The organism is Pseudomonas sp. Leaf48 (assembly GCF_001421885.1).
Taxonomy (GTDB): Bacteria; Pseudomonadota; Gammaproteobacteria; order Pseudomonadales; family Pseudomonadaceae; genus Aquipseudomonas.
Genome location: NZ_LMLH01000010.1, coordinates 13797 through 39876, shown reverse-complemented (window position 1 = coordinate 39876; position 26080 = coordinate 13797). Strand labels below are relative to the sequence as shown.

Genomic DNA, 26080 nt, shown 5'->3' with positions numbered 1-26080 from the left:
CGCCCCGATTTTTGTCAGGGCGTGATTCTACCTGCATTAGGCAACTAGAGCATGTGCGTGATGCCGCAAGTGATCATCGATGAAACTGGCGATGAAGAAATAACTGTGGTCGTAGCCAGGTTGCAGGCGCAACGTCAACGGATGACCGGCCAGTTTGGCGGCCTGTTGCAGGGCCTGCGGCTTGAGCTGGGTAGCGAGGAAATCATCGCGATCGCCTTGATCGACCAGCAGCGGCAGTTTCTCCCCCGCCTCTGCAATCAGCGCACAGGCATCCCACTCGCGCCACTTCGAACGGTCTTCTCCCAGGTAGCGGGAAAAGGCCTTGTGTCCCCACGGACAGTCCATCGGATTGTTGATCGGCGAGAACGCCGACACCGACAGATAACGCCCCGGATTGCGCAAGGCACACACCAGTGCACCGTGCCCCCCCATGGAGTGACCGCTGATACCGCGCTTGTCGGAAGCCGGGAAATGGGCTTCGACCAAAGCGGGCAATTCCTGCACGACATAGTCATGCATCCGATAGTGTCGCGACCACGGCTCCTGCGTGGCATTCAGATAGAACCCGGCGCCGAGGCCAAAGTCCCACGCGCCATCCGGATCCCCAGGGACATCGGGGCCGCGAGGGCTGGTGTCCGGTGCGACGATGATCAGCCCCAACTCGGCAGCCATGCGCATGGCGCCGGCCTTTTGCATGAAGTTCTCGTCAGTGCAAGTCAGGCCCGACAGCCAGTACAGCACCGGCAGCTTGCCGCCCTGTTCCGCCTGCGGCGGCAGGTATACGGCGAACACCATGTCGCAGCCAAGCACATCCGAGCGATGGCGATAACGCTTGTGCCAGCCGCCGAAGCTTTTCTGGCAGGAGATGTTTTCCAGACTCATAGATATTTCAGTCGCAAGCCCCAAGCTTCGAGCTGCAAGTGGGCGCTGAGCCTTCTTGCAGCTTTTAACTTGCAGCTTGTCGCTGCTCCTTAGAAATGAATGACGGAGCGGATGCTTTTTCCTTCATGCATCAGGTCGAAAGCCTTGTTGATATCTTCCAGGCCCATGGTGTGGGTGATGAAGGTATCCAGCGGGATTTCGCCGGTCTCGGCCATTTCCACGTAGCTTGGCAACTCGGTACGGCCACGCACGCCACCAAAAGCTGAACCGCGCCAGACGCGACCGGTGACCAACTGGAACGGACGGGTGGCGATTTCCTGACCGGCGCCGGCGACGCCGATGATCACCGATTCGCCCCAGCCCTTGTGGCAGCACTCAAGCGCGGCACGCATCAGTTGTACATTGCCGATGCACTCGAACGAGAAGTCGACGCCGCCATCAGTCATGTCGACGATGACTTCCTGGATCGGGCGATCAAAGTCTTTCGGGTTTACACAATCGGTTGCACCCAGCTGTTTGGCGATCTCGAATTTGGCCGGGTTGATATCGATGGCAATGATCCGCGCAGCCTTAGCTTTGACCGCACCAATGACGGCCGACAGGCCGATGCCGCCGAGGCCGAAGATGGCCACGGTATCACCGGGTTTCACCTTGGCGGTGTTGAGAACTGCGCCAATGCCAGTGGTGACACCGCAGCCCAGCAGGCAGACTTTTTCCAGCGGTGCTTCCTTGGCAATTTTAGCGACGGAGATTTCCGGCAGCACGGTGTACTCGGAAAAAGTGGAAGTCCCCATGTAGTGGAAAATCGTTTCGCCCTTGTAGGAAAAACGCGACGTGCCGTCTGGCATCAAACCTTTACCCTGCGTAGCGCGAATTGCCTGACACAGGTTGGTCTTGCCCGAAAGGCAGAATTTGCACTGGCGGCATTCCGGGGTGTAAAGCGGGATCACATGATCGCCGACTGCAACGGAGGTCACCCCCTCACCAATCGCTTCGACGATCGCACCGCCTTCGTGACCGAGGATCGACGGGAAGATGCCTTCCGGATCAGCGCCCGACAGGGTGTAGGCATCGGTATGGCAGACACCGGAGGCCACCACGCGCAGCAACACTTCACCGGCCTTGGGCATGGCGACATCGACCTCGACGATCTCCAGAGGCTTTTTGGCCTCGAAGGCAACGGCAGCACGCGACTTGATCATGGTGATACTCCAATGAATAAAAACGAGAGGGAGAGTGTAATACAGCACCTAACGATGAATAATCAGGACAAAAGCAAAACATTATTGCCATGCAGGGATAATCATTCATGTCCGAAAACCGCTGGGAAGGCATAGACGAATTCGTCGCCGTCGCCGAATGCAGCCAATTCACCGCTGCCGCCGAGCGCCTCGGGGTTTCTTCCTCGCATGTCAGTCGACAAATCGTACGCCTTGAAGAGCGCCTGCAAACCCGTTTGCTGTACCGCAGCACCCGCAGAGTTACCCTGACCGAGGCCGGGCAAACTTTTCTGCAACATTGCCAGCGACTGCAGGATGGTCGCGAAGAAGCGCTGCGAGCAGTCGGCGACCTGACCAGCGAGCCCAAGGGCATGCTGCGCATGACCTGCGCCGTGGCGTACGGCGAGCGATTCATCGTACCGCTGGTGACGCGTTTCATGGGGCTGTATCCGCAGTTGCGCGTCGATATCGAACTGACCAATCGTCAACTCGATCTGGTGCACGAAGGCCTGGACCTGGCGATCCGTCTGGGGCGCTTGCAGGACTCACGGCTGGTGGCCACCCGCCTCGCGCCGCGACGCATGTATCTGTGCGCCTCGCCGTCCTACCTGGAACGCTATGGTCGCCCGCACAGCTTGTCGGAACTGAGCCGTCACAACTGCCTCATTGGCAGCTCAGACCTGTGGCAACTGGAACAGAACGGGCGGGAGTTTTCCCAGCGGGTACAGGGCAACTGGCGCTGTAACAGTGGGCAAGCGGTGCTGGATGCGGCACTGCAGGGTGTCGGTTTGTGTCAGTTGCCGGATTATTACGTGCTGGAGCATCTGAATAGCGGCGCATTGATTTCGCTGCTGGAGGCGCATCAGCCGCCGAATACGGCGGTGTGGGCGTTGTATCCGCAGCAGCGGCATTTGTCGCCGAAGGTGCGCAAGCTGGTGGATTATCTGAAGGAAGGGTTGGCCGAGCGGCCTGAATACCGAAACTAGGAAATTATCGGTGTGTCAGTGAAATGTCGACTGTCTGAACCATCGCTTTCGCGAGCAAGCCCGCTCCCACATGGGGCCGCGTTCATTCAAACAAAGGTGATCAAATGTGGGAGCGGGCTTGCTCGCGAAAGCAATCTGGCAGACACCACGGCAGTCAGCGACGGTTGGCCCAGCGCTGACGCAACCACTCCAGATCTTCAGGCCGGGTGACCTTGAGATTGTCCGCTCGCCCCTCGATCAGGCGCGGCGATAAACCGGACCACTCCATGGCCGACGCTTCATCGGTGACGACGGCATCCGCCACCAGGCTGTCCGCCAAAGCGCGATGCAATGCACCCAGGCGAAACATCTGTGGCGTGTAGGCCTGCCAGATTTCACTGCGGTCCACGGTTTCGACGACGCGACCGTGCTTGTCGACGCGCTTCAGGGTATCGCGCGCGGGCACGGCCAACAGCCCGCCAACCCGGTCATCAGCCAGCTCAGCCAACAACTTGTCCAGATCGTCACGGCACAGGTTCGGCCGTGCAGCATCGTGAACCAGCACCCAATCCTCATCATCGGCGCCCTGCGCATGCAAGTGCAGCAATGCGTTGAGCACCGAGCCGGAACGCTCGGCACCGCCCTCGACCCGGGCAATGCGCGCATCGCTGGCACAAGCCAGGTTCGGCCAGTAAGGATCATCGACAGCAAGACTGACCACCAGCCCTTTCAGGCAAGGATGATCAAGGAAACAGCCGAGGCTGTGTTCGAGAATAGTGCGTCCACCCAGTTGCAAGTACTGCTTGGGACGGTCCGCGGCCATACGGGCACCGACGCCCGCGGCAGGAATAACGGCCCAGAAGGCCGGCAAGGTCGGGTTCATTGGGCTAGCTGGTAAAGGGTTTCACCGTCCTTGACCATGCCCAACTCATGCCGAGCCCGTTCTTCAACGGTCTCCATGCCCTTTTTCAACTCACTGACTTCAGCGTCCATGACCCGGTTGCGCTCCAGCAGTGTCTGGTTCTCAGCTTGCTGATCGGCAATCTGCTGAGTCAGGTCGGCCACTTGCGCCAGACTGCCATTACCCACCCACAGGCGGTACTGCAGGCCAGCCAGCAGCAGAAGCAAGACGAGAAACAACCAATTGGGACTGCGCATCGAATATCAGGTATCCAGTGAAAAAAGACAGCCGAGCCAAAACGTGAAGCTACTGACAGCACGAAGCCTGGAAGGACCAGGCTTGTGCTGATAAGGCGTCAGGATAGTGGCAAAAACGTCCTTGTAGCGACTTTTCTGACACAAATCCGCTGACTTTTTACCATCTTGCAGTTAACCGCGGAACTCGCCACGACCGTTGTACTTGGCTTTGCCATTCAACTGCTCTTCGATACGCAGCAGTTGGTTGTACTTGGAAACGCGGTCGGAACGGCACAGGGAGCCGGTCTTGATCTGGCCAGCCGAGGTGCCCACGGCCAGGTCGGCAATGGTCGAATCTTCGGTTTCGCCGGAGCGGTGCGAGATCACTGCGGTGTAACCAGCGGCCTTGGCCATCTGGATGGCTTCCAGGGTTTCGGTCAGGGTGCCGATCTGGTTGAACTTGATCAGGATCGAGTTGGCGATCTTCTTGTCGATGCCTTCTTTCAGGATCTTGGTGTTGGTCACGAACAGGTCGTCGCCTACCAGTTGGGTTTTCTCGCCGATCTTGTCGGTGAGAATTTTCCAGCCAGCCCAGTCGGACTCGTCCAGGCCGTCTTCGATGGAGATGATCGGGTAACGCTCGGTCAGACCTTTGAGGTAATCAGCGAAACCTTCAGCGGTGAACACCTGGCCTTCGCCAGCCAGGTTGTACTGGCCGTCTTCGTAGAATTCGCTGGCCGCGCAGTCCAGTGCCAGGGTCACGTCGGTACCCAGCTTGTAGCCAGCGTTGGCCACGGCTTCGGAGATCACTTTCAAAGCGTCTTCGTTGGAAGCCAGGTTCGGCGCGAAACCACCTTCGTCACCTACGGCGGTGCTCAGGCCGCGGGCCTTCAGGACAGCCTTGAGGTGATGGAAAATCTCGGTGCCCATGCGCAGACCTTCCGAGAAAGACTTGGCGCCAACCGGCTGAACCATGAATTCCTGGATGTCGACGTTGTTATCGGCGTGCTCGCCACCGTTGATGATGTTCATCATCGGAACCGGCATCGAGTAGACGCCTGGGGTGCCGTTCAGGTTGGCGATGTGTGCGTACAGCGGCAGGTCCTGGTCCTGTGCTGCTGCCTTGGCCGCGGCCAGGGAAACGGCGAGGATCGCGTTGGCGCCCAGGGAGCCTTTGTTTTCAGTACCGTCGAGCTTGATCATCGCCAGGTCCAGCGCTTTCTGGTCGCTTGGATCAGTGCCTTTGAGCAGGTCGCGAATCGGGCCGTTGATGTTGGCTACGGCTTTGAGAACGCCCTTGCCCAGGTAACGGCTCTTGTCGCCATCACGCAGCTCGAGCGCTTCACGCGAGCCAGTGGAAGCACCGGACGGCGCGCAGGCGCTGCCGATGATGCCGTTGTCGAGAAGCACATCCGCTTCCACGGTGGGATTGCCACGGGAGTCGAGAACTTCACGACCTTTGATGTCGACGATTTTAGCCATTGTTGTAAACACTCCAAAGTTGACGAAAACGACGCAGCTGTAGGAAATCTTTGATCGTCGGCAAGTGAGGTGCAGCGGGCAGTCTTGCAGACGACAAGGCTCAGGCCCGAGGGCCTGAGCAATAAATCGTGCGGTACTTTACCGGAGAAATGAGGATTACGCGGTTTCTACCGTCGGAAAACTCTTCACCAGTTCGTCCAGGGCTTTGAGCTGGGCCAGGAATGGCTCCAGTTTGTCCAGACGCAAGGCACAAGGGCCGTCACATTTGGCGTTGTCCGGATCCGGATGCGCCTCAAGGAACAGGCCGGCCAGGGACTGGCTCATGCCGGCTTTCGCCAGGTCGAGGACCTGGGCACGACGACCGCCGGCGGAATCGGCGCGACCGCCAGGCATTTGCAGCGCATGGGTCACGTCGAAGAACACCGGGTACTCGAACTGCTTCATGATGCCGAAACCGAGCATGTCGACGACCAGGTTGTTGTAGCCGAAGCTCGAACCACGCTCACAGAGGATCAACTGATCGTTACCCGCTTCCACGCACTTGTTCAGGATGTGTTTCATTTCCTGGGGTGCGAGGAACTGGGCTTTCTTGATGTTGATCACTGCGCCAGTCCTGGCCATCGCGACAACGAGGTCGGTCTGGCGCGACAGGAAGGCCGGCAGCTGAATGATGTCGCAGACCTCGGCGACGACCGCGGCCTGCTCAGGCTCGTGGACGTCGGTGATGATCGGCACGCCGAAGGCTTGCTTGATGTCCTGGAAAATCCGCATGCCCTCTTCCAGGCCGGGGCCACGGTAAGAGGTCACGGAGGAACGGTTGGCCTTGTCGAAGCTGGCCTTGAACACGTAAGGGATACCCAGTTTCTGGGTAACCTTGACGTATTCTTCGCAGACCTGCATCGCCATGTCGCGGCTTTCCAGCACGTTCATGCCACCGAACAGCACCATTGGCTTGTCGTTGGCAATCTCGATATCGCCGACGCGGATGATCTTCTGGGCCATCAGGTTTTACGCCTTCTTCTGGTGCTGAGCCAAGGCAGCTTTGACGAAACCGCTGAACAACGGGTGACCGTCGCGAGGCGTCGAAGTGAACTCCGGGTGGAACTGGCAAGCGACGAACCATGGGTGATCCGGTGCTTCAACCACTTCAACCAGCGCGCCATCACCGGAGCGACCGGAGATTTTCAGGCCGGCTTCCATGATTTGCGGCAACAGGTTGTTGTTCACTTCGTAGCGATGACGGTGACGCTCGACGATCACGTCCTTGCCGTAGCAACCGTGAACCAGGGAACCCGGCTCCAGCAGGCAGTCCTGGGCGCCGAGGCGCATGGTGCCGCCCAGATCGGACGCTTCGGTACGGGTTTCGACAGCACCGGTGGCATCTTCCCACTCGGTGATCAGGCCCACGACCGGGTGGCCGCTGGCACGGTCGAACTCGGTGGAGTTGGCGTCTTTCCAGCCCAGCACGTTACGAGCGAACTCGATCACGGCCACTTGCATGCCCAGGCAGATGCCCAGGTACGGAACCTTGTTTTCGCGAGCGTATTGAACGGCAGTGATCTTGCCTTCCACGCCACGCAGACCGAAGCCACCCGGAACCAGGATCGCATCGACACCTTCGAGCAGCGCAGTGCCCTGGTTTTCGATGTCTTCTGAATCGATGTAGCGCAGGTTGACCTTGGTACGGTTGCTGATGCCAGCGTGACTCATCGCTTCGATCAGCGACTTGTAGGCGTCCAGCAGTTCCATGTACTTGCCGACCATGGCGATGGTGACTTCGTGCTCAGGATTGAGCTTGGCGTCGACCACGGCTTCCCACTCGGACAGATCGGCACCGCCGCATTGCAGGCCGAAGCGCTCGACGACGAAGTCGTCCAGGCCCTGGGAGTGCAGGATGCCCGGGATCTTGTAGATGGTGTCGGCGTCTTCCAGCGCGATGACCGCCCGTTCTTCAACGTTGGTGAACTGCGCGATCTTGCGACGCGAAGACACATCGATCGGGTGGTCGGAGCGGCATACCAGCACGTCAGGCTGCAGGCCGATGGAACGCAGTTCCTTGACCGAGTGCTGGGTTGGCTTGGTCTTGGTTTCGCCGGCAGTGGCGATGTACGGTACCAGCGTCAGGTGCATCAGCATCGCGCGCTTGGCGCCGACTTCGAAACGCAACTGACGGATGGCTTCGAGGAACGGTTGCGACTCGATGTCACCCACGGTGCCACCGATCTCGACCATTGCCACGTCGGCATCGCCTGCACCCTTGATGATGCGGCGCTTGATTTCGTCGGTGATGTGCGGGATCACCTGGATGGTTGCACCCAGGTAGTCACCACGGCGCTCCTTGCGCAGGACGTGTTCGTAGACACGGCCAGTGGTGAAGTTGTTGTTCTGGGTCATGGTCGTGCGGATGAACCGCTCGTAGTGGCCCAGGTCCAGGTCGGTCTCGGCGCCGTCGTGGGTGACGAACACTTCACCGTGCTGGAACGGGCTCATGGTGCCCGGGTCGACGTTGATGTACGGGTCCAGCTTCAGCATGGTGACCTTAAGTCCCCGCGCCTCCAGGATGGCCGCCAATGATGCCGATGCAATGCCTTTCCCCAATGAAGAAACAACACCGCCCGTGACGAATATGTAGCGCGTCATGAAAAACCCTAGAAGTCTGCGTTAAAGCGGTCCGAGCCGCCGGGGAAAGCGAAGGAAGGCCGAAGCCCCCGATCACCTGCATTAATCACAGTGCACCTTTCAAAAAAACCGCCGCGTTGGGACAGACCGGCAGATGAAACACCGGTACGTTGCTCGCTACACATTTTTTGGAATCGCCCAGCAAAGACTGCTTGGTAATCGGCAACTCCTGCAATTCAGGCGAATCCACAGAAGTTGTATCAAGAAGGGAGCGTAGTCTACCGGAAAGCCCCTTTCACCTCAAACCTTGATCTTCGTTCAATGGCTGCCAATGCAAATGCCAGTCGCCGAGTGCACCACCATCGAGCCCCTTGAGGTTCGCTACCGCCAGCAGTTGCCCGTCTTTGTAGAGCAGCGGCAATCTGCCGCGCACGAAGGACGGTACAGCGCTTTCATTGAGCAAACGTTTCAAGTCCCGATGACCACGGCCCGGCAAAGCCATGACCTCTCCCCCTTCACGATAGCGGATCTGCAAGGGGCCATTGGGGATTTGGCCGGTGAGCGAAAGCATGCCGTTACCCGGGATAGCCAGTGGTGAAGCCGGTTCCTGCCACACCCCGGCGCCGGGCAGAGGCCGCAGCCAGTGGCCGGACAGCCACCAGATCCGTCCGCCCGCCCGATGCAGCTCGCCATCGGCCAGGCGCCATACCGGGCAGGCGTCGCCGGTGGCATCGCGCAAATCCTGCCAACCCGACCAATGGTCAGTGTCCGGCAGGCGGGTCAGCGGTTCGAGCCAATGACTCAAGGCATTGCGCTGCCGGGCATCGGACAATTGCGCAAGCGGCGCCAGTTCAAGGGAGCGCAAGCCCAGCCAGGCGAACTCACTGTCAGTACTGGCCTTGCGCAAATCCATGTCTGCCAGCTCTTCGAGCAGTCCCTGCGCTTCGGTCAAATGCGCCGCGCTACGGGCCATGGTCGCCACCGCTTGGGGCCAGCGCTGGATCAGTACGGGCAAGACTTGATGCCGAAGGTAATTGCGCGAGTACTGCCGATCCTGGTTCGAGGGGTCTTCGATCCAGCTCAAGCCATGCGCACAGGCATAAGCCTCCAGTTCAGCCCGCGTGACATCAAGCATTGGCCGCAGCAAATGCCCCTTGCCCAACGGGCGCTGACGCGGCATTGCGGACAATCCGCGCACGCCGGCTCCGCGCAACAAGCGAAACAGCAGCGTTTCCGCCTGATCGTCGCGGTGCTGGGCGGTCAGCAGCACTTCGTTGGCTTGAGTGGCCTCCATGAACGCCGCGTAGCGCGCATCCCGGGCCGCTCGCTCAAGACTGGAGCCGGGTTGCACCTGTACGCGAACCACCTGCAGCGGGACTGCAAGCGCATTACAAACGGACTGGCAATGCTCCGGCCACGCATCAGCCACAGCCTGAAGGCCGTGATGGACATGGATGGCGCTCAGCGCCGGCAGGGATTCGGTTTTTGCGAGGACTGCAAGAAGGTGCAGCAGGACGGTGGAGTCGAGGCCGCCGGAGAAGGCGATGTGCCAGGTCGCAGCATTGCGCCACGGTTTCAGACTCAGCAAAAGCCTGGAAGGCAAATCAATTGCGGGCCGATCCATATCTTCCCCTTTGCACAAATCAAATGTGGGAGCGGGCTTGCTCGCGAAAGCAGTACAACAGACAACGAATGTGTTGAATGTTATACCGCTTTCGCGAGCAAGCCCGCTCCCACATTGGGTATTGCGTGGTCGATTACAGACCGTAGCTCATCAGACGATCGTAACGGCGCTTGAGCAGCGCATCGTTGTCGAACTTCTTCAGCATCGCCAGTTGCGAGCTCAGCTCGGCGCGGATCGAAGCAGCAGCAGCGGCCGGATCGCGGTGCGCGCCGCCCAGTGGCTCGCTGATCACTTTATCCACGATGCCAAGGCCTTTGAGGCGTTCGGCGGTGATGCCCATGGCTTCTGCGGCGTCCGGCGCTTTCTCGGCGGTTTTCCACAGGATCGAAGCGCAACCTTCCGGCGAGATCACCGCGTAGGTCGAGTACTGCAGCATGTTCAACTGATCGCAGACACCAATCGCCAGCGCACCACCGGAACCACCTTCACCGATCACGGTGGCGATGATTGGGGTTTTCAGGCGCGCCATCACGCGCAGGTTCCAGGCAATCGCTTCGCTCTGGTTGCGCTCTTCGGCGTCGATGCCAGGGTAGGCGCCCGGGGTGTCGATGAAGGTCAGGATCGGCATTTTGAAGCGCTCGGCCATCTCCATCAGGCGGCAAGCCTTGCGGTAGCCTTCCGGACGCGGCATGCCGAAGTTGCGGCGAACCTTCTCACGCACTTCACGGCCTTTCTGGTGGCCGATGATCATTACTGGCTTGTCATCCAGACGGGCAATGCCGCCAACGATGGCTGCGTCGTCGGAGAAGTGACGGTCACCGTGCAGTTCATCGAACTCGGTGAAGATGTGTTCGATGTAGTCCAGGGTATAAGGACGTTTCGGGTGACGCGCCAGACGTGCGATTTGCCAGCTGGTCAGCTTGCCGAAGATGTCCTCGGTCAGCGTTTTGCTCTTGTCCTGCAGGCGGGAGATCTCATCGCCGATATTCAGCGAATTGTCATTACCGACCAAGCGCAACTCTTCGATCTTGGCTTGCAGGTCGGCGATCGGCTGTTCGAAATCCAGGAAATTCGGGTTCATAGGCGTCCGTCTTGGGTCGACATCCAAGAGAGCTTGGGCCGGCCGGTTGTCTATTCGCGCCCTACCATAAGGGACAGGCGCGTTCAGGTCGAGATTAAAAAATCGGGTCGAGATCGAGGGGCGTTCTCAATAGTAAAGAATGCCACCTCACCGTCAACGGTATTGGAGGAAGACGTTGTCTCGCCCGAACTGGTCACGCAAGGCTTGAATCAACGCATCCGCCGGATCGATTCGCCAGCCTTCGCCGAACTGCAACAAGGCCTTGGCGTCAGGGCTGGTGTAGTCCATGGTGACCGGGCACGCGCCGCGGTGACGCTTGAGCAGTTCACCCAGCCAGCGTAGCTGATCGCCCTTGAGGTCTTTGGCATGCAACTTCAGGCGCAGGCTTTCGGCGAGGTTGGTGCGCGCATCTTCCATGCTCATCACCCGCTTGACCCGCAGCTTCAGGCCACCGGAGAAGTCGTCATTGCTGACCTCGCCTTCGACCACCACCATGGCATCGGTCTGCAACAGCGACTGCGCGGAATGGAACGCCTCGGCAAACAACGAAGCTTCGATTCGCCCGGAACGGTCGTCAAGGGTGATGAAGCCCATCTTGTCGCCCTTTTTGTTCTTCATCACCCGCAGGGCGATGATCATCCCGGCGACGGTCTGGGTATCGCGGGCCGGCTTCAGGTCGATGATGCGCTGACGGGCGAAGCGGCGGATTTCACCTTCGTATTCATCAATCGGGTGACCGGTCAGGTACAGGCCCAAGGTGTCTTTTTCCCCTTTCAGGCGTTCCTTGAGGGTCAACTCCTTGGCCTTGCGGTGGTTGGCGTAGACGTCGGCGTCTTCCTCGACGAATAACCCGCCAAACAGGTCGGCGTGCCCACTGTCCTGGGTGCGGGCAGTCTGCTCGGCCGCCTTGATGGCTTCTTCCATGGCCGTCAGCAATACCGCGCGGTTGCGGTCGATATTGGCCTGATAGGCCTTCTGTTCATCATGGAAATACGGGCCAAGGCGATCCAGGGCACCGCTGCGGATCAAGCCGTCGAGGGTCCGCTTGTTGATGCGCTTGAGGTCGACACGGGCGCAGAAATCGAACAGATCCTTGAACGGACCGGCCAACCGCGCTTCGGTGATCGCTTCGACCGGCCCCTCGCCCACGCCCTTGATCGCGCCCAGGCCATAGATGATCCGGCCTTCGTCGTTCACCGTGAACTTGAACTCGGAGGTGTTCACGTCCGGCGCGTCGAGACGCAGCTTCATCGTGCGCACTTCCTCGATCAAGGTCACGACCTTGTCGGTGTTGTGCATATCCGCCGAGAGCACCGCCGCCATGAACGGCGCCGGGTAATGCGCTTTCAGCCACGCGGTCTGGTACGACACCAGGCCATACGCCGCCGAGTGGGATTTGTTGAAGCCGTAACCGGCGAATTTTTCCACCAGGTCGAAGATGTTACCGGCCAGGTCCGCGTCGATGTTGTTGGTCGCACAACCCTCAATGAAACCGCCGCGCTGCTTGGCCATTTCCTCGGGCTTTTTCTTACCCATGGCTCGACGCAGCATGTCTGCGCCGCCGAGGGTGTAACCGGCCATGACCTGGGCAATCTGCATCACCTGTTCCTGATACAGGATGATGCCGTAGGTCGGTGCCAGCACTGGCTTCAAGCCTTCGTACTGGTAATCCGAGTGCGGGTACGCCAGTTCGGCTCGACCGTGCTTACGGTTGATGAAGTCGTCCACCATGCCCGATTGCAGCGGGCCCGGACGGAACAGTGCCACCAGTGCGATCAAGTCTTCCAGGCAGTCGGGCTTGAGCTTTTTGATCAGCTCTTTCATGCCCCGGGATTCAAGCTGGAACACCGCCGTGGTTTCGGCTTTTTGCAGCAGCGAGTAGGTCGGCTTGTCGTCCAGCGGGATAAAGGCGATATCCAGCGGCGGTTCGTTGACCTTGGCGCGGTCGCGATTGATGGTTTTCAGCGCCCAGTCGATGATCGTCAGGGTCCGCAGGCCGAGGAAGTCGAACTTCACCAGCCCGGCAGCTTCAACGTCGTCCTTGTCGAACTGGGTTACCAGGCCATCACCGGCTTCGTCGCAATAGATCGGCGAAAAGTCGGTCAGCTTGGTCGGTGCGATAACCACACCACCGGCGTGCTTGCCGACGTTACGCACCACGCCTTCGAGCTTGCGGGCCATCTCCCAGATTTCCGCCGCTTCTTCATCGACCTTGATGAAGTCGCGCAGGATTTCTTCCTGCTCGTAGGCCTTTTCCAGGGTCATGCCGACTTCGAACGGAATCATCTTGGACAGGCGATCCGCCAGGCCATAGGACTTGCCCTGCACCCGCGCCACGTCACGCACCACAGCCTTGGCGGCCATGGAACCGAAGGTGATGATCTGGCTCACTGCGTTGCGGCCGTATTTCTCGGCCACGTAGTCGATCACCCGGTCGCGACCATCCATGCAGAAGTCGACGTCGAAGTCGGGCATCGATACCCGTTCCGGGTTGAGAAAACGTTCGAACAGCAGGTCATATTCCAGCGGATCAAGGTCGGTGATCTTCTGCACATAAGCCACCAGCGAGCCGGCACCCGACCCCCGGCCAGGACCGACCGGCACGCCGTTGCTCTTGGCCCACTGGATAAAGTCCATCACGATCAGGAAGTAACCGGGGAAACCCATCTGGATGATGATATCCAGCTCGAAATTCAGCCGGTCGACGTAGACCTGACGCTTGGCTTCGTAGTCTTCGGTGGTGTCCTTGGGCAGCAGAACGGCAAGGCGCTCCTCCAGACCATCGAAGGACACCTTGCGGAAATACTCGTCGATGGTCATGCCATCGGGAATCGGGAAGTTGGGCAGGAAGTGCGTGCCCAGCTTCACTTCAATGTTGCAGCGCTTGGCGATCTCGACGGTGTTTTCCAGCGCCTCGGGAATGTCGCTGAACAGCTCGGCCATTTCCTCGGCGCTTTTGAGGTACTGCTGGTCGCTGTAGTTCTTCGAACGCCGCGGATCGTCGAGGGCGCGGCCCTCGCCGATGCAAACGCGGGTTTCGTGGGCGGCGAAGTCTTCCTGCTTGATGAAGCGCACGTCGTTGGTTGCCACCAGCGGCGCACCAATCTTCTCGGCCAGCGCCACGGCACCGTGCAGTTGTTCTTCATCATTGGGGCGGTTGGTGCGCTGGATTTCCAGGTAGAAACGATCCGGGAAGACCGCCATCCACTCACGGGCCAGGGTTTCGGCTTCCGCGGGGTTGCCGCTGAGCATGGCCTGGCCGATCTCGCCCTCTTTCGCCGCCGAGAGCATGATCAAGCCGTCGCTTGCCTCGGCGACCCACTCGCGCTCGATGATGATCGAGCCGTTGCGCTGACCATCGATGAAACCGCGAGAAATCAGCTCGGTGAGGTTGCGATAACCTTCGGCATTCATCACCAGCAGGCTGATGCGGCTCAGCGGGTTATCCGGGTCCTTGTTCGACAGCCACAGGTCAGCGCCGCAGATCGGCTTGATCCCGGCACCCATGGCGTTTTTATAGAATTTGACCAGGGAACACATGTTGTTCTGGTCGGTGACCGCGACGGCAGGCATGTTCATGCCCACCAGGGTCTTGACCAGCGGCTTGATCCGCACCAGACCGTCGACCAGGGAGTATTCAGTGTGCAGGCGTAGATGAACGAATGAAGCCGGCATAGTGATCCTGCGTTGAGTCATGAAAACAACAAGGCCCGGATTGTACCGGGCCTTGGCAAAAAAAATCAGCCTTGTGGCTAACTCTCGATCAGGCTTTCCCGCGCTTCGTATGCCAGACGCACTGGAGCGAACGAGCGCCGGTGAATAGGCGTCGGCCCCAGGCGCGCGAGCGCTTCCAGATGAACGGGCGTCGGGTAGCCTTTATGGCCGCCGATCCCGTAACCCGGGTAGATCAATTCGAAAGCAGCCATTTCACGGTCACGGCTGACCTTGGCCAGGATCGATGCCGCGGCGATCGCCGGCACCTTGCCATCGCCCTGCACCACCGCCTCGGCACGCATCGGCAGTTTCGGGCAACGGTTGCCGTCGATCATCGCCAGTTTCGGCTGGATGTGCAGACCTGCCACCGCGCGCTGCATGGCCAGCATGGTGGCGTGAAGGATGTTCAGCTCGTCGATTTCTTCGACTTCAGCGCGAGCGATGCACCAGCTCAGAGCCTTTTCGCAGATTTCGTCGTAGAGTTTTTCGCGCCGCGCCTCGGTGAGCTTTTTCGAGTCATTCAGACCGAGGATCGGACGGTTCGGATCAAGGATCACCGCCGCCGTGACCACCGCACCACAGAGCGGGCCGCGACCGACCTCATCGACTCCGGCAACCAGTTCTTCGACTTCGGCGACCAAGGTGAAATCCAGGCCCATTTGCATGCTTGTTTTACTCATTGTGCTTGGCCGATCAACTTCAGTACTGCGTCCGCAGCCTGATTGGAGGCATCCAGACGCAGGGTCCGGTGAATTTCATCGAAGCCACGGGTCTGCTCTTCGCCACCTTCGATCAGCGGCGACAGCGTCTGAGCCAGGGTTTCGACTGTCGCATCGTCCTGCAACAACTCGGGCACCAGCAACCGCTGGGCCAGCAGGTTCGGCAGGGAGACGTACGGGCTTTTCACCATGCGCCTGAGAATCCAGAACGTCAGAGGCGCCATTCGGTAGGCGACCACCATTGGCCGCTTGTACAGCAGCGCTTCAAGCGTCGCCGTTCCCGAGGCAATCAGCACGGCGTCGCAGGCCGCCAGCGCCAGATGGGACTGACCGTCGAGCAACGTCAGGGGCAAGTCGCGACCGGCCAACAGCTCTTCAAGCTGCGCCCGACGCTGCGGGCTGGCGCAAGGCACGACGAAGCGCACGCCCGGACGCAGGGCCCGCAGGCGTTGCGCCGTATCGAAAAACAATGCGCCAAGCCGGCCGACTTCACCGCCGCGGCTGCCAGGCATCAGCGCTACCAGCGGCCCGTCAGGCAATCCGAGCTGAGCCCGGGCGGCCGCGCGATCGGCCTCAAGCGGTATGGCATCGGCCAGGGTGTGCCCGACAAATCGCACCGGCACGCCCTTTTCTTCATAGAATTTCGCTTCGAACGGGAACAGCGTAAGCATCAGGTCGCAACCCTCGCGAATCTTCAGCACCCGCTTCTGCCGCCAGGCCCAGACCGACGGGCTGACGTAATGCACGGTCTTGATCCCGGCCTGACGCAGCTTGAGTTCGATATTGAGGTTGAAGTCCGGGGCATCGATACCGATGAACACATCCGGCTTCGCGGCGATCAGGTCGGCAACCAGCTTCTTGCGTCGCGCCAGCAACTCGCGCAACCGGCCCAGCACTTCCACCAGGCCCATGACCGACAGGCGTTCCATGGGGAAGTACGAAGTCAGGCCTTCGGCCTGCATCAACGGCCCGCCGACACCAATGAACTCGACCGCCGGGTGTTGAGCCTTGAGCGCGCGCATGAGACCGGCGCCCAGAATGTCACCGGAAGCCTCGCCCGCCACCAGCGCAATACGCAGATTGGCCATGATTAGCGGGTGATGCCGCGAGTCGAAGACTGGATGGAGTCGCGAAATACCGCCACTTCCGGGAATTGCGCCGAGGGTTCGGCCAGCTCGGCGAGCGCCTGCTCTACCGTCAGGCCCTGGCGGTAAACCACCTTGTAGGCACGACGCAGGGCGTGAATGGCGTCCTCGCTGAAACCACGACGGCGCATGCCTTCGAAGTTCATGCTGCGGGCTTCGGCCGGGTTACCGAACACTGTGACGTAGGCAGGAACATCCTTGCCGATGGCGGTGCCCATGCCGGAAAAGCTGTGAGCGCCGATGTGGCAGTACTGATGGACCAGGGTAAAGCCGGACAGGATCGCCCAGTCATGCACGTGCACGTGGCCAGCCAGTGCAGTGTTGTTCACCAGGATGCAATGATTGCCGATGACACTGTCGTGACCGATGTGCGCGTAGGCCATGATCAGATTGTGATCGCCCAGGGTCGTTTCCGCACGGTCCTGGATGGTGCCACGGTGAATCGTCACGCCCTCACGGATGGTGTTGTGGTCGCCAATTACCAGGCGGGTCTCTTCGCCTTTGTATTTGAGGTCCGGCGTGTCTTCACCCACCGAGGAAAACTGGTAGATGCGGTTGTGCTTACCAATCCGGGTCGGCCCTTTGAGGATCACGTGTGGCCCGATCACTGTCCCCTCGCCGATTTCCACACCTGCGCCGATGATCGACCATGGGCCGACCTCGACACCCTCGGCCAGTACGGCCGTCGGATCGATGATTGCGCGAGGGTCAATCAAACTCATAGCTTGCGTTCCGCACAGATGATTTCAGCGGAGCAGACCGGCTTGCCATCGACCGAAGCCTGGCATTCGAACTTCCAGATCTGACGCTTGCAGCTCAGGAACTTGGCTTCAAGGATCAACTGATCGCCCGGCAACACCGGCTGACGGAAGCGCAGCTTGTCGGAGCCGACGAAGTAGTAAAGGGTGCCGTCGGCCGGCTTCACATCGAGCATTTTGAAACCAAGGATCCCGGCAGCCTGAGCCATCGCTTCGATGATCAGTACGCCCGGCATGATTGGATGCGCAGGGAAATGACCATTGAAGAACGGTTCGTTGATGCTGACATTCTTGTAGGCGCGAATGCGCTTGCCTTCCACATCGAGGTCCACTACCCGGTCCACCAGCAGGAACGGGTAACGGTGAGGCAGGTATTCGCGAATCTCGTTGATGTCCATCATTTCGGGGGGAAGCCTATGTAAAGATTGGGAGCGCGCGAGGGGCACGCACTCCTCTAGCAAATCAAGGATGCAGTCTAGTAGCTGTGCATACTTGATATGGAAATGGTATCAGCCATCTGATGAAGCATTACCGTCAGGGGTCACTTCCCCAACCTGCTTTTCCAGTTGTCGCAGTCGCCGCGCGATGTCATCGAGCTGGCGGATGCGTGCCGCGCTTTTGCGCCACTCGGCAGCCGGTTGCATGGCTGTACCGGAAGAATAGGCACCCTTTTCGGTTATCGAATGGGTCACCATGGTCATTCCGGTGATGAAAACGTTGTCGCAAATTTCGATATGCCCCACCAGCCCTACGCCACCGGCAAGCATGCAATGCTTGCCGATCTTGGTGCTGCCGGAAATCCCCACGCAGGCAGCCATGGCGGTGTGATCGCCGACCTGCACGTTGTGGGCAATCTGGATCTGGTTGTCGAGCTTGACGCCATTACCGAGAATGGTATCGGCCAGCGCGCCGCGATCTATAGCGGTATTCACGCCGATCTCAACATCGTCACCGACCAACACACCACCGATCTGGGCGATTTTCTGCCAGACACCTTTCTCGTTGGCAAAACCGAAGCCTTCCCCGCCGAGCACGGCACCGGACTGAATGACCACTCGCTTGCCGATGCGCACGTCGTGGTACAGCGTGACACGCGGGGCCAACCAGCCGCCTTCGCCGATTTCGCAGCGCGCACCGATGAAGCAATGAGCGCCGATGGTCACGCCCGCCGCAATACGCGCGCCGCTTTCGATTACCGCAAACGCACCGATGCTCGCTGCCGGATCAACCACTGCGTCCTCGGCCACTGCCGCTGTCGGGTGAATACCGGCAACTGCCTTGGGCTTGGGATCGAACAAATGGGAAATGCGCGCGTAGGCCAGGTACGGATCAGGCACCACCAGGGCATCACCGGAAAAACCTTCGGCATCAGCAGCCTTCAGCAACAGGGCTGCGGCCCGGCTGTCTGCCAGGTATTTACGGTATTGAGGATTTGCCAGAAAGCTCAACTGAGCTGGGCCAGCCTCCTGCAAGGTGGCTAGCCCAGTGATTGCTTTCTCCGGGTCGCCACGTAACGTGGCGCCGAGGAACTCGGCCAGCTGGCCGAGCTTTATAGTCGCTGTCATGGTTACTTCAGCTGATTCATGCGCTCGATAACCTGGCGAGTGATGTCGTACTGAGGTTTGACATCAATCACTGCGCCACGCTCGAAGACCAGGTCAAAAGCACCTTTCTTGATGACTTCTTCCACAGCGCTGTCCAGTTTCGGCTTGAGCTGCTTCAGCATTTCACGGTCGGCAACAGCTTTGGCTTCGTTCAGCTCCTTGGACTGGAACTGGAAGTCACGGGCCTTTTGCTTGAACTCGAGCTCAAGGCGCTCACGCTCGCCTTGCTGCATCTTGTCGCCACCTGCCACCAGACGATCCTGGATGCCCTTGGCGCTGCTTTCCAGCGTCTTGAGCTTGGTCAACTGAGGACCGAACTTCTTCTCGGCATCCACAGCGTATTTCTTGGCTGCGTCGGATTCCAGCAGAGCCATCTGATAGTTCAGGACAGCGATTTTCATGTCGGCAAATGCCGGGCCTGCTACCAGTACGGAAGCCAGCAGAACCAATTGAGTCAACTTACGCACGATGCACCCCTAAAAAATCCGTTGTCGTTATCTTGGGTCAGACGCTTAGAACGTCTGGCCGAGGGAGAATTGGAACACTTGAGTATCAGCGTCATCCGGTTTCTTCACTGGCATGGCCAAAGCGAAGCTCAGAGGACCCAGCGCAGTCACCCAGGTCACGCCTAAACCGACAGAACTGGCCATGTTGCTCAGGCTGATGTCGTTGCACTTGGTATTGGACGGAGTGCCATCGGCGTTGGTGCTATCGGAGCACGACGAGTCGAATACGTTACCCACATCCCAGAATACCGAGGTGCGCAGGGAACGTTGATCCTTGACGAACGGCAGAGGGAACAGCAGTTCTGCACCACCCTGGATCAGGACGTTACCACCAAACGGCAGCGGATCCTGGTCCGGGTCAAACGCGGTGCCGGGATTCTTGCCGGTACTTGGCGTACTGCGAGGACCCAGGGAGCTGTCCTTGAAGCCACGTACCGAGTTGAAGCCACCAGCATAGTAGTTTTCATAGAACGGCAAGCCATCGGTCGAACCGTAACCATCGCCATAACCCAATTCGGTATGCAGGCGCACCGTGTAGTTTTCGGTCAGCGGCTGGAACAACTGGCCACGGTAGTCGAGCTTGAAGAACGACAGGTCGCTGCCAGGGATGGTGCTTTCCAGCACCAGGCTCTGGGAGTGGCCACGGGTGGCGAGCACGCCCTTGTTCAGGGTGGACTCGGACCAACCGGCCGACGCCTTGAAGTTCAGGTACTTGTCGCCTTCCTGGTTTACGAAGTCGAAAATCTCGTCAACGGTGTAAACGCCGGTCTTGATTTCGTCTTGTTGCGCATTCAGGCCGAAGGTCAGACGCGAAGTCTCGCTGATTGGATAACCGACACTCACACCGGCACCCAGGCTGTCTACGGCGTAGCTGGCAACGTCAGTATCGAGTTCATCGTAGTCAGTCGTGCGGTAGAACGCGTTGTAACCCAGGCTCACGCCATCGGCGGTCCAGTAGGGGTCAACGAAACCGAAGTTGTAGCGGGTCTGGTATTCGCTTTTGGTCAGGCCGACGCTGACCTTGTTACCGGTACCCAGGAAGTTGTTCTGGGTGATCGAACCACCGAGAATCAAGCCCGCGCTCTGGGCGAAACCGACGCTGGCGGTGATCGAACCGGAAGCCTGCTCTTCAACGCTGTAGTTGACATCGACCTGGTCATCGACACCTGGCACGGCCGGAGTCTCTACGTTGACTTCCTTGAAGAAGCCCAGACGCTCCAGACGGGTCTTGGATTGGTCGATCAGGTAGGTCGAAGCCCAGCCGCCTTCCATCTGACGCATTTCACGACGCAGTACTTCGTCTTCGGACTTGGTATTGCCACGGAAGTTGATGCGATTGACGTAAGCACGCTTGCCCGGATCGACAGCGAAGGTGATGTCCACGGTGTGGTCGTCATCGTGAGGTACTGGCACGCCGTTGACGTTGGCGAAGGTGTAACCCTCGTTACCCAGACGACGGGTGATCAGTTCAGACGTGGTGGTCATCAGCTTGCGCGAGAACACCTGGCCCTTCTCAACCAGCAACAGCGACTTGACCTGGTCTTCAGGGACTTTCAGGTCACCGCTGAGCTTGACGTCACGAACGGTGTACTTCTCGCCTTCGTTGACGTTGACAGTGATATAGACGTGCTTTTTGTCCGGAGTGATCGAAACCTGGGTCGAAGCGATATCCATGTTGATATAGCCACGATCCAGGTAGTAGGAACGCAGGCGCTCCAGGTCACCGGACAGTTTTTCACGGGCGTACTTGTCGTCGTTCTTGAAGAACGACAACCAGTTGGTGGTCTTGAGTTCGAACAGGTCGACCAGGTCTTCTTCAGGGAAGACGGTGTTACCCACCACGTTGATGTGCTGGATAGCGGCAACCGTACCTTCGTTGATGTTGACCTTCAGGCCGACGCGGTTACGCGGCTGCGGCACGACTTCGGTATCGACGGTAGCCGAGTAGCGACCCTGAGCGACGTACTGGCGCTGCAGTTCGTTACGTACACCTTCGAGGGTGGCGCGCTGGAAGATCTCGCCTTCGGCCAGACCGGATTGCTTGAGGCCTTTCATCAGATCTTCAGTGGAGATCGCCTTGTTGCCTTCGATCTCGATACTGGCGACCGATGGACGCTCCACTACCGTGATGACAAGTACGTTGCCATCGCGACCCAGCTGGATATCTTGAAAGAAACCGGTTTTGAACAACGCACGAGTGGATTCCACCAGGCGACGATCATCCGCCTGTTCACCGACGTTCAACGGCAAGGCACCAAAGACGCTACCCGCGGAGACCCGCTGGAGGCCATTGACGCGAATATCAGAGATAGTGAAGGACTCGGCGTGAACTTCGGCGATCATCAATACGGTGAGAACCGCAGTTAGCAGCAGACGTTTCATGAAGTCCTTTCTTATTCCAACTGGCAATAAACAAACTGCCGCAAAATGCGGCAGATTCGCAATTCAGCGACGTTACAGTCGGCCCAGATCATTGACCAGAGCGAGCAACATCACTCCGATCACCAAACTGATACCGATCTGTATCCCCCAACCTTGCACCCGATCTGACAAGGGACGACCACGCGCCCACTCGATCAGATAAAACAACAAATGCCCCCCATCCAGTACAGGAATGGGCAGCAGATTCAGAACTCCCAGGCTAATACTCAGATACGCAAGGAAATTCAGGAAATCAGCGACACCCGACTGGGCCGAAGCGCCCGCCACTTTAGCAATGGTTATCGGTCCACTCAAGTTTTTTACCGAGAGCTCGCCGAACAACATTTTCTTGAGCGAATCGAGGGTCAGTACGCTCATGGTCCAGGTACGTCGTGCACCTTCGCCAATCGCGGCCAGCGGACCGTAGCTTACCTCGCGAACCATCTCCGGCGGCCAGTCCACCGCCTTGACGCCCGCCCCCAGGTATCCACTGGGTGCCTTGCTCTCGCCACGGGCAGCCAGGGTGACAGGAACATCGATCTGCGCACCGTCACGCTCGACCCGCAGCATGATTTTGCTGTCCGGCTGCTTGCGCACGGTATCAACGACCTGCTGCCAGTCCTCGAGCGGGCGACCATCGAGCGCCAGCAAGCGGTCACCGGTCTTCAGGCCGGCCGCCTGGGCTGGCCCTTTCGGATCGAGCTCAGCCAGCACCGGCGGCAACGCCGGACGCCAAGGGCGAATACCCAGCGAATGTATCGGATCGGGCTCATCGGCCCCTTTCAGCCATTTATCCAGCGCCAGTTCGCGCGGCGAATCAGCCGTGGAACCCTGCTCACGGACCATTACCTGCAAGGAACCGCTTTCCCCCAGGCGACGGACCAATTGCAGATTCACCGCAGCCCAGCCGGTAGTCGGTTCGCCGTCGATGGCAACAATTTCCTGGCCCGGGCTCAACCCGGCCTTCGCGGCAATGCTGCCAGACTCGACTGCGCCGATGACCGGGCGCACCTGCTCGCTTCCCAGCATCGCCAGCGCCCAGAAGAACACCAAGGCCAGCAGGAAGTTGGCAATCGGTCCTGCCGCTACGATAGCAATACGCTGGCGGACAGATTTACGGTTGAAAGACTGCTCGATCTGGTCGAGGGGAACTTCACCTTCGCGCTCGTCGAGCATTTTCACGTAGCCGCCCAACGGGATGGCGGCCACTACGAACTCGGTACCCTGCTTGTCGTGCCAGCGCAGCAACGGCATGCCAAAGCCCACGGAGAAACGCAGCACTTTGACCCCACAGCGACGCGCGACCCAAAAGTGGCCGAACTCGTGGAAGGTAACCAGCACACCCAAAGCAACCAGGGTGCCGACAATCATATAGAGCGCGCTCATCTACTTTCTCCGCAATCCTATCCGCTGCTGCATGGGTTCAATCTGTGCGCAGCACTTACCGCCCGTGACGACTCAACCATTGTCCGGCCAGTTCTCGCGCCTTCGCGTCCGCCGTGAACACTGCCTGCAGATCATTCACCACGACCACGGGCTCGAGATTCAATACTTCCTCGATGATACTCGCGATTTCCAGGTAACGTACCCGTCCGTCGAGAAATGCCGCCACAGCCACTTCGTTCGCAGCATTGAGCATGGCCGGCGCACTGTTACCGGCTTGCGCAGCCTGCCGGGCCAGCCGCAGACACGGGAAACGCTCTTCGTCGGGCGCCTCGAAATCCAGGCGGGCAATGGCAAACAGATCCAGTGGCGCCACGCCCGAGTCGATTCGTTCCGGCCACGCCAGCGCATTGGCGATCGGTGTACGCATGTCCGGGTTGCCCAGTTGAGCCAGCACGGACCCGTCCACATAATCGACCAGCGAATGAATCACGCTCTGCGGATGGATCACCACTTCGACCTGGGACGGCTGGGCATCGAACAACCAGCAGGCCTCAATCAATTCGAGCCCTTTGTTCATCATGCTGGCCGAGTCGACAGAAATCTTGCGCCCCATGGACCAATTCGGGTGCGCGCACGCCTGATCAGGTGAAACATGCGCCAGTTCGGCCATGGGTGTCTGTCGGAACGGACCGCCGGAGGCTGTCAGCAAAATCCGACGCACCCCGACTTCGCCCAGGCCTCTGGCGAAATCCCGTGGCATGCACTGGAAAATCGCGTTGTGCTCGCTGTCGATCGGCAGCAACACCGACCCACTCTTGCGCACGGCCTGCATGAACAGCGCACCGGACATGACCAGCGCTTCTTTGTTGGCCAGCAGAATTTTTTTGCCGGCCTCGACCGCTGCCAGTGTCGGACGCAAGCCTGCCGCACCGACAATCGCCGCCATGACCGCGTCGACTTCAGGATCGGCGGCCACCTGACACAGGCCCTCCTCACCCACCAGGACACGGGTGGCAAGGCCCGCAGCACGCAAATCGTCCTGCAGGCGTCGAGCCCCTGCCGCCTCGGGCACCACGGCGAAACGCGGGTTGTGACGTACGCAAAGCGCCAGCAACTCACTCAAGCGCGTGTAACCGCTCAGGGCAAAAACCTGGTAACGCTCGGGATGACGAGCGATAACGTCAAGGGTGCTCAGGCCGATCGAGCCGGTAGCCCCCAGAACGGTAATCTGCTGCGGGCGGCTCATGGAGCGGCCATCCACAGCAGTACGGCAAACACCGGGATCGCAGCGGTCAGGCTGTCGATTCGATCCAGCACGCCACCGTGACCGGGCAACAGGTTACTGCTGTCCTTGATGCCTGACTGACGCTTGAACATGCTTTCGGTGAGGTCACCCACCACCGAGATAAACACGATCAAGGCCGCGCCGATCAGCCCCTTGAACAGTTCGGCAACGGTCCAGTCGCGGAAAAAGCCAACGAGCACGGTGATGACCAGACTCAGGGCCAGGCCTCCGTAGACGCCCTCCCAACTCTTGCCCGGACTGACCTGCGGCGCCAGCTTGCGCTTGCCGAAGGCCCGGCCGGAAAAGTAGGCGCCGATGTCAGCCCCCCACACCAGCACCATCACCGCCATGATCAGCCAGTTGCCCAGCGGGTACTGCTTGATCTGCACCAGACCTTGCCAGGCCGGCAGCAGGATCAACAGACCGATCACCAGCTTGCAGGCCGCGCTGGCCCAATGTTCGCTGGAGCGCGGATAGGTCAGCACCAGCCACGTCGCGACCCCCCACCAGAGCACCGAGGCACCCAGTACCCAGGGCGCCAGCCCCGGCACAAGGTGCATGACAAACAACATCAAGGCGACGACAGCGGCATAGGCGACACGGACTGGCTGAGCGGTAAAGCCCGCCAGGCGTGCCCATTCCCAGGCACCCAGCGTGACGACCAGCCCGATGAACAGCGCAAAACCGGAACCCTCGAGCAGAAAAAACCCGCACAGGGCTATCGGCAGCAGGATCAGCGCAGTGATGATTCGTTGTTTAAGCATTAAACCCGGGCTCCAGCCTCGACCTGCTCGCTCGTTTTACCGAAGCGGCGCTGGCGGGAAGCGAAATCGGCCAGCGCGTTACGCATGGCGTCGTGTTTGAAGTCCGGCCAGAACAGGTCGGAGAAGTACAACTCGGCATAAGCCAGCTGCCACAGCAGGAAGTTGCTGATGCGGTGCTCACCCCCCGTGCGGATGCACAGGTCCGGCAACGGCAGATCACCGGTAGCCAGGCAGGTCTGCAACAACTCAGGGGTAATGTCTTCCGGACGCAGATGCCCGGCCTGGACTTCCCTTGCCAGTCGCTGCGCCGCTTGCGCGATATCCCATTGGCCGCCGTAGTTGGCGGCGATCTGCAGGACGAAACGGTTGGCACCCGCGGTCATGGCCTCAGCTTCGCGCATCGCGGCCTGAAGCTCGGGATGAAAGCGCGAGCGGTCACCAATGATGCGCAAACTGATGTTGTTTTCGTCGAGGCGCTTGGCCTCGCGACGCAACGCCTTGAAGAACAGATCCATCAAGGCGCTGACCTCATCGGCGGGGCGCTGCCAGTTCTCGCTGGAGAACGCGAACAGGGTCAATACTTCGACCTTGGCCTCGGCACACACCTCAATAACCGCACGAACCGCATCCACACCCGCTTTATGCCCGGCGACACCCGGCATAAAGCGTTTTTTCGCCCAGCGATTATTACCATCCATGATGATCGCGACATGGCGCGGCACCGGGGACGGTGCAACCTGCTTGGTCTTTTCCATGAAAACGCGACCC

At 59.6% G+C, this 26080-nt stretch carries 22 protein-coding genes; 1 reads left to right on the top strand and 21 read right to left on the bottom strand.

Features of this window, described 5'->3' with window-relative positions:
- Positions 1-36: 36 nt before the first annotated feature.
- Together fghA and ASE98_RS09120 are read right to left on the bottom strand one after the other, a co-directional pair.
- Entirely contained in the window at positions 37-882 is an 846-nt protein-coding gene (gene fghA, locus ASE98_RS09125; RefSeq protein WP_060541049.1) for an S-formylglutathione hydrolase, read from the bottom strand.
- Positions 883-971: 89 nt separating this feature from the next.
- Positions 972-2084 carry an S-(hydroxymethyl)glutathione dehydrogenase/class III alcohol dehydrogenase gene (locus ASE98_RS09120; RefSeq protein ID WP_060541048.1) on the bottom strand — a complete coding sequence of 371 codons (1113 nt, stop codon included), beginning with the start codon at positions 2082-2084 and terminating at the stop codon, positions 972-974.
- Between the two features lie 107 nt (positions 2085-2191).
- Between ASE98_RS09120 and ASE98_RS09115 the strand changes: the two genes are divergently transcribed.
- Positions 2192-3088 (top strand): LysR substrate-binding domain-containing protein, encoded by an 897-nt coding sequence (locus tag ASE98_RS09115; RefSeq protein ID WP_060541047.1) that lies wholly within the window; start codon positions 2192-2194, stop codon positions 3086-3088.
- Between the two features lie 154 nt (positions 3089-3242).
- On the opposite strand, the gene ispD is transcribed toward ASE98_RS09115, so the two are convergent.
- From ispD to uppS, 19 genes are all read right to left on the bottom strand, one after another.
- Entirely contained in the window at positions 3243-3950 is a 708-nt protein-coding gene (gene ispD / locus ASE98_RS09110; protein ID WP_060541046.1) for a 2-C-methyl-D-erythritol 4-phosphate cytidylyltransferase, read from the bottom strand.
- On the bottom strand, positions 3947-4225 hold the full coding sequence (ftsB, locus tag ASE98_RS09105) for a cell division protein FtsB (protein WP_008019784.1): 279 nt from the start codon (positions 4223-4225) through the stop codon (positions 3947-3949). Before ftsB ends, ispD begins: the two co-directional genes overlap by 4 nt.
- A gap of 171 nt (positions 4226-4396) precedes the next feature.
- A complete protein-coding gene (gene eno / locus ASE98_RS09100) occupies positions 4397-5686 on the bottom strand; it encodes a phosphopyruvate hydratase (protein WP_060541045.1) in 1290 nt (429 codons plus the stop codon).
- 156 nt (positions 5687-5842) lie between these two features.
- The gene (gene kdsA / locus ASE98_RS09095) at positions 5843-6688 is read right to left on the bottom strand and encodes a 3-deoxy-8-phosphooctulonate synthase (protein WP_060541044.1); all 846 of its coding nucleotides are present in this window, start codon (positions 6686-6688) and stop codon (positions 5843-5845) included.
- A gap of 6 nt (positions 6689-6694) precedes the next feature.
- Positions 6695-8326, bottom strand: coding sequence for a CTP synthase (locus tag ASE98_RS09090; protein ID WP_060541043.1), 1632 nt, complete (start codon positions 8324-8326; stop codon positions 6695-6697).
- A 274-nt stretch (positions 8327-8600) separates the two neighbouring features.
- A complete protein-coding gene (gene tilS, locus ASE98_RS09085; RefSeq protein WP_060541042.1) occupies positions 8601-9929 on the bottom strand; it encodes a tRNA lysidine(34) synthetase TilS in 1329 nt (442 codons plus the stop codon).
- 133 nt (positions 9930-10062) lie between these two features.
- Positions 10063-11010, bottom strand: a complete 948-nt coding sequence (locus ASE98_RS09080; protein WP_060541041.1) for an acetyl-CoA carboxylase carboxyltransferase subunit alpha — start codon at positions 11008-11010, stop codon at positions 10063-10065.
- Positions 11011-11163: 153 nt separating this feature from the next.
- Positions 11164-14685: a DNA polymerase III subunit alpha gene (dnaE, locus tag ASE98_RS09075; RefSeq protein ID WP_060541040.1), complete on the bottom strand. Its 3522-nt coding sequence runs from the start codon at positions 14683-14685 to the stop codon at positions 11164-11166.
- 77 nt (positions 14686-14762) lie between these two features.
- Positions 14763-15389 (bottom strand): ribonuclease HII, encoded by a 627-nt coding sequence (gene rnhB, locus ASE98_RS09070; RefSeq protein WP_060541039.1) that lies wholly within the window; start codon positions 15387-15389, stop codon positions 14763-14765.
- An 11-nt stretch (positions 15390-15400) separates the two neighbouring features.
- A complete protein-coding gene (gene lpxB / locus ASE98_RS09065; RefSeq protein ID WP_060541038.1) occupies positions 15401-16531 on the bottom strand; it encodes a lipid-A-disaccharide synthase in 1131 nt (376 codons plus the stop codon).
- A gap of 2 nt (positions 16532-16533) precedes the next feature.
- The gene (gene lpxA / locus ASE98_RS09060; RefSeq protein ID WP_060541037.1) at positions 16534-17310 is read right to left on the bottom strand and encodes an acyl-ACP--UDP-N-acetylglucosamine O-acyltransferase; all 777 of its coding nucleotides are present in this window, start codon (positions 17308-17310) and stop codon (positions 16534-16536) included.
- Positions 17307-17747, bottom strand: a complete 441-nt coding sequence (gene fabZ, locus ASE98_RS09055) for a 3-hydroxyacyl-ACP dehydratase FabZ (RefSeq protein ID WP_007907157.1) — start codon at positions 17745-17747, stop codon at positions 17307-17309. Before fabZ ends, lpxA begins: the two co-directional genes overlap by 4 nt.
- Before the next feature lie 108 nt (positions 17748-17855).
- A complete protein-coding gene (gene lpxD / locus ASE98_RS09050) occupies positions 17856-18911 on the bottom strand; it encodes a UDP-3-O-(3-hydroxymyristoyl)glucosamine N-acyltransferase (RefSeq protein ID WP_060541036.1) in 1056 nt (351 codons plus the stop codon).
- A 2-nt stretch (positions 18912-18913) separates the two neighbouring features.
- Positions 18914-19417 (bottom strand): OmpH family outer membrane protein, encoded by a 504-nt coding sequence (locus ASE98_RS09045; RefSeq protein ID WP_060541035.1) that lies wholly within the window; start codon positions 19415-19417, stop codon positions 18914-18916.
- Positions 19418-19462: 45 nt separating this feature from the next.
- Positions 19463-21838, bottom strand: coding sequence for an outer membrane protein assembly factor BamA (bamA, locus tag ASE98_RS09040; RefSeq protein ID WP_060541034.1), 2376 nt, complete (start codon positions 21836-21838; stop codon positions 19463-19465).
- Between the two features lie 72 nt (positions 21839-21910).
- On the bottom strand, positions 21911-23263 hold the full coding sequence (gene rseP / locus ASE98_RS09035; protein WP_060541033.1) for a sigma E protease regulator RseP: 1353 nt from the start codon (positions 23261-23263) through the stop codon (positions 21911-21913).
- 55 nt (positions 23264-23318) lie between these two features.
- Entirely contained in the window at positions 23319-24509 is a 1191-nt protein-coding gene (gene ispC, locus ASE98_RS09030; RefSeq protein WP_060541032.1) for a 1-deoxy-D-xylulose-5-phosphate reductoisomerase, read from the bottom strand.
- Positions 24506-25312, bottom strand: coding sequence for a phosphatidate cytidylyltransferase (locus tag ASE98_RS09025; RefSeq protein WP_060541031.1), 807 nt, complete (start codon positions 25310-25312; stop codon positions 24506-24508). Before ASE98_RS09025 ends, ispC begins: the two co-directional genes overlap by 4 nt.
- On the bottom strand, positions 25312-26067 hold the full coding sequence (uppS, locus tag ASE98_RS09020) for a polyprenyl diphosphate synthase (protein WP_060541030.1): 756 nt from the start codon (positions 26065-26067) through the stop codon (positions 25312-25314). Before uppS ends, ASE98_RS09025 begins: the two co-directional genes overlap by 1 nt.
- Positions 26068-26080: the final 13 nt, after the last annotated feature.

Bases quoted from the DNA above. Each gene is read 5' to 3' on its own strand.
- fghA (WP_060541049.1), bottom strand. From the start codon at position 882: ATGAGTCTGGAAAACATCTCCTGCCAGAAAAGCTTCGGCGGCTGGCAC.
- ASE98_RS09120 (WP_060541048.1), bottom strand. From the start codon at position 2,084: ATGATCAAGTCGCGTGCTGCCGTTGCCTTCGAGGCCAAAAAGCCTCTG.
- ASE98_RS09115 (WP_060541047.1), top strand. From the start codon at position 2,192: ATGTCCGAAAACCGCTGGGAAGGCATAGACGAATTCGTCGCCGTCGCC.
- ispD (WP_060541046.1), bottom strand. From the start codon at position 3,950: ATGAACCCGACCTTGCCGGCCTTCTGGGCCGTTATTCCTGCCGCGGGC.
- ftsB (WP_008019784.1), bottom strand. From the start codon at position 4,225: ATGCGCAGTCCCAATTGGTTGTTTCTCGTCTTGCTTCTGCTGCTGGCT.
- eno (WP_060541045.1), bottom strand. From the start codon at position 5,686: ATGGCTAAAATCGTCGACATCAAAGGTCGTGAAGTTCTCGACTCCCGT.
- kdsA (WP_060541044.1), bottom strand. From the start codon at position 6,688: ATGGCCCAGAAGATCATCCGCGTCGGCGATATCGAGATTGCCAACGAC.
- ASE98_RS09090 (WP_060541043.1), bottom strand. From the start codon at position 8,326: ATGACGCGCTACATATTCGTCACGGGCGGTGTTGTTTCTTCATTGGGG.
- tilS (WP_060541042.1), bottom strand. From the start codon at position 9,929: ATGGATCGGCCCGCAATTGATTTGCCTTCCAGGCTTTTGCTGAGTCTG.
- ASE98_RS09080 (WP_060541041.1), bottom strand. From the start codon at position 11,010: ATGAACCCGAATTTCCTGGATTTCGAACAGCCGATCGCCGACCTGCAA.
- dnaE (WP_060541040.1), bottom strand. From the start codon at position 14,685: ATGCCGGCTTCATTCGTTCATCTACGCCTGCACACTGAATACTCCCTG.
- rnhB (WP_060541039.1), bottom strand. From the start codon at position 15,389: ATGCAAATGGGCCTGGATTTCACCTTGGTCGCCGAAGTCGAAGAACTG.
- lpxB (WP_060541038.1), bottom strand. From the start codon at position 16,531: ATGGCCAATCTGCGTATTGCGCTGGTGGCGGGCGAGGCTTCCGGTGAC.
- lpxA (WP_060541037.1), bottom strand. From the start codon at position 17,310: ATGAGTTTGATTGACCCTCGCGCAATCATCGATCCGACGGCCGTACTG.
- fabZ (WP_007907157.1), bottom strand. From the start codon at position 17,747: ATGATGGACATCAACGAGATTCGCGAATACCTGCCTCACCGTTACCCG.
- lpxD (WP_060541036.1), bottom strand. From the start codon at position 18,911: ATGACAGCGACTATAAAGCTCGGCCAGCTGGCCGAGTTCCTCGGCGCC.
- bamA (WP_060541034.1), bottom strand. From the start codon at position 21,838: ATGAAACGTCTGCTGCTAACTGCGGTTCTCACCGTATTGATGATCGCC.
- rseP (WP_060541033.1), bottom strand. From the start codon at position 23,263: ATGAGCGCGCTCTATATGATTGTCGGCACCCTGGTTGCTTTGGGTGTG.
- ispC (WP_060541032.1), bottom strand. From the start codon at position 24,509: ATGAGCCGCCCGCAGCAGATTACCGTTCTGGGGGCTACCGGCTCGATC.
- ASE98_RS09025 (WP_060541031.1), bottom strand. From the start codon at position 25,312: ATGCTTAAACAACGAATCATCACTGCGCTGATCCTGCTGCCGATAGCC.
- uppS (WP_060541030.1), bottom strand. From the start codon at position 26,067: ATGGAAAAGACCAAGCAGGTTGCACCGTCCCCGGTGCCGCGCCATGTC.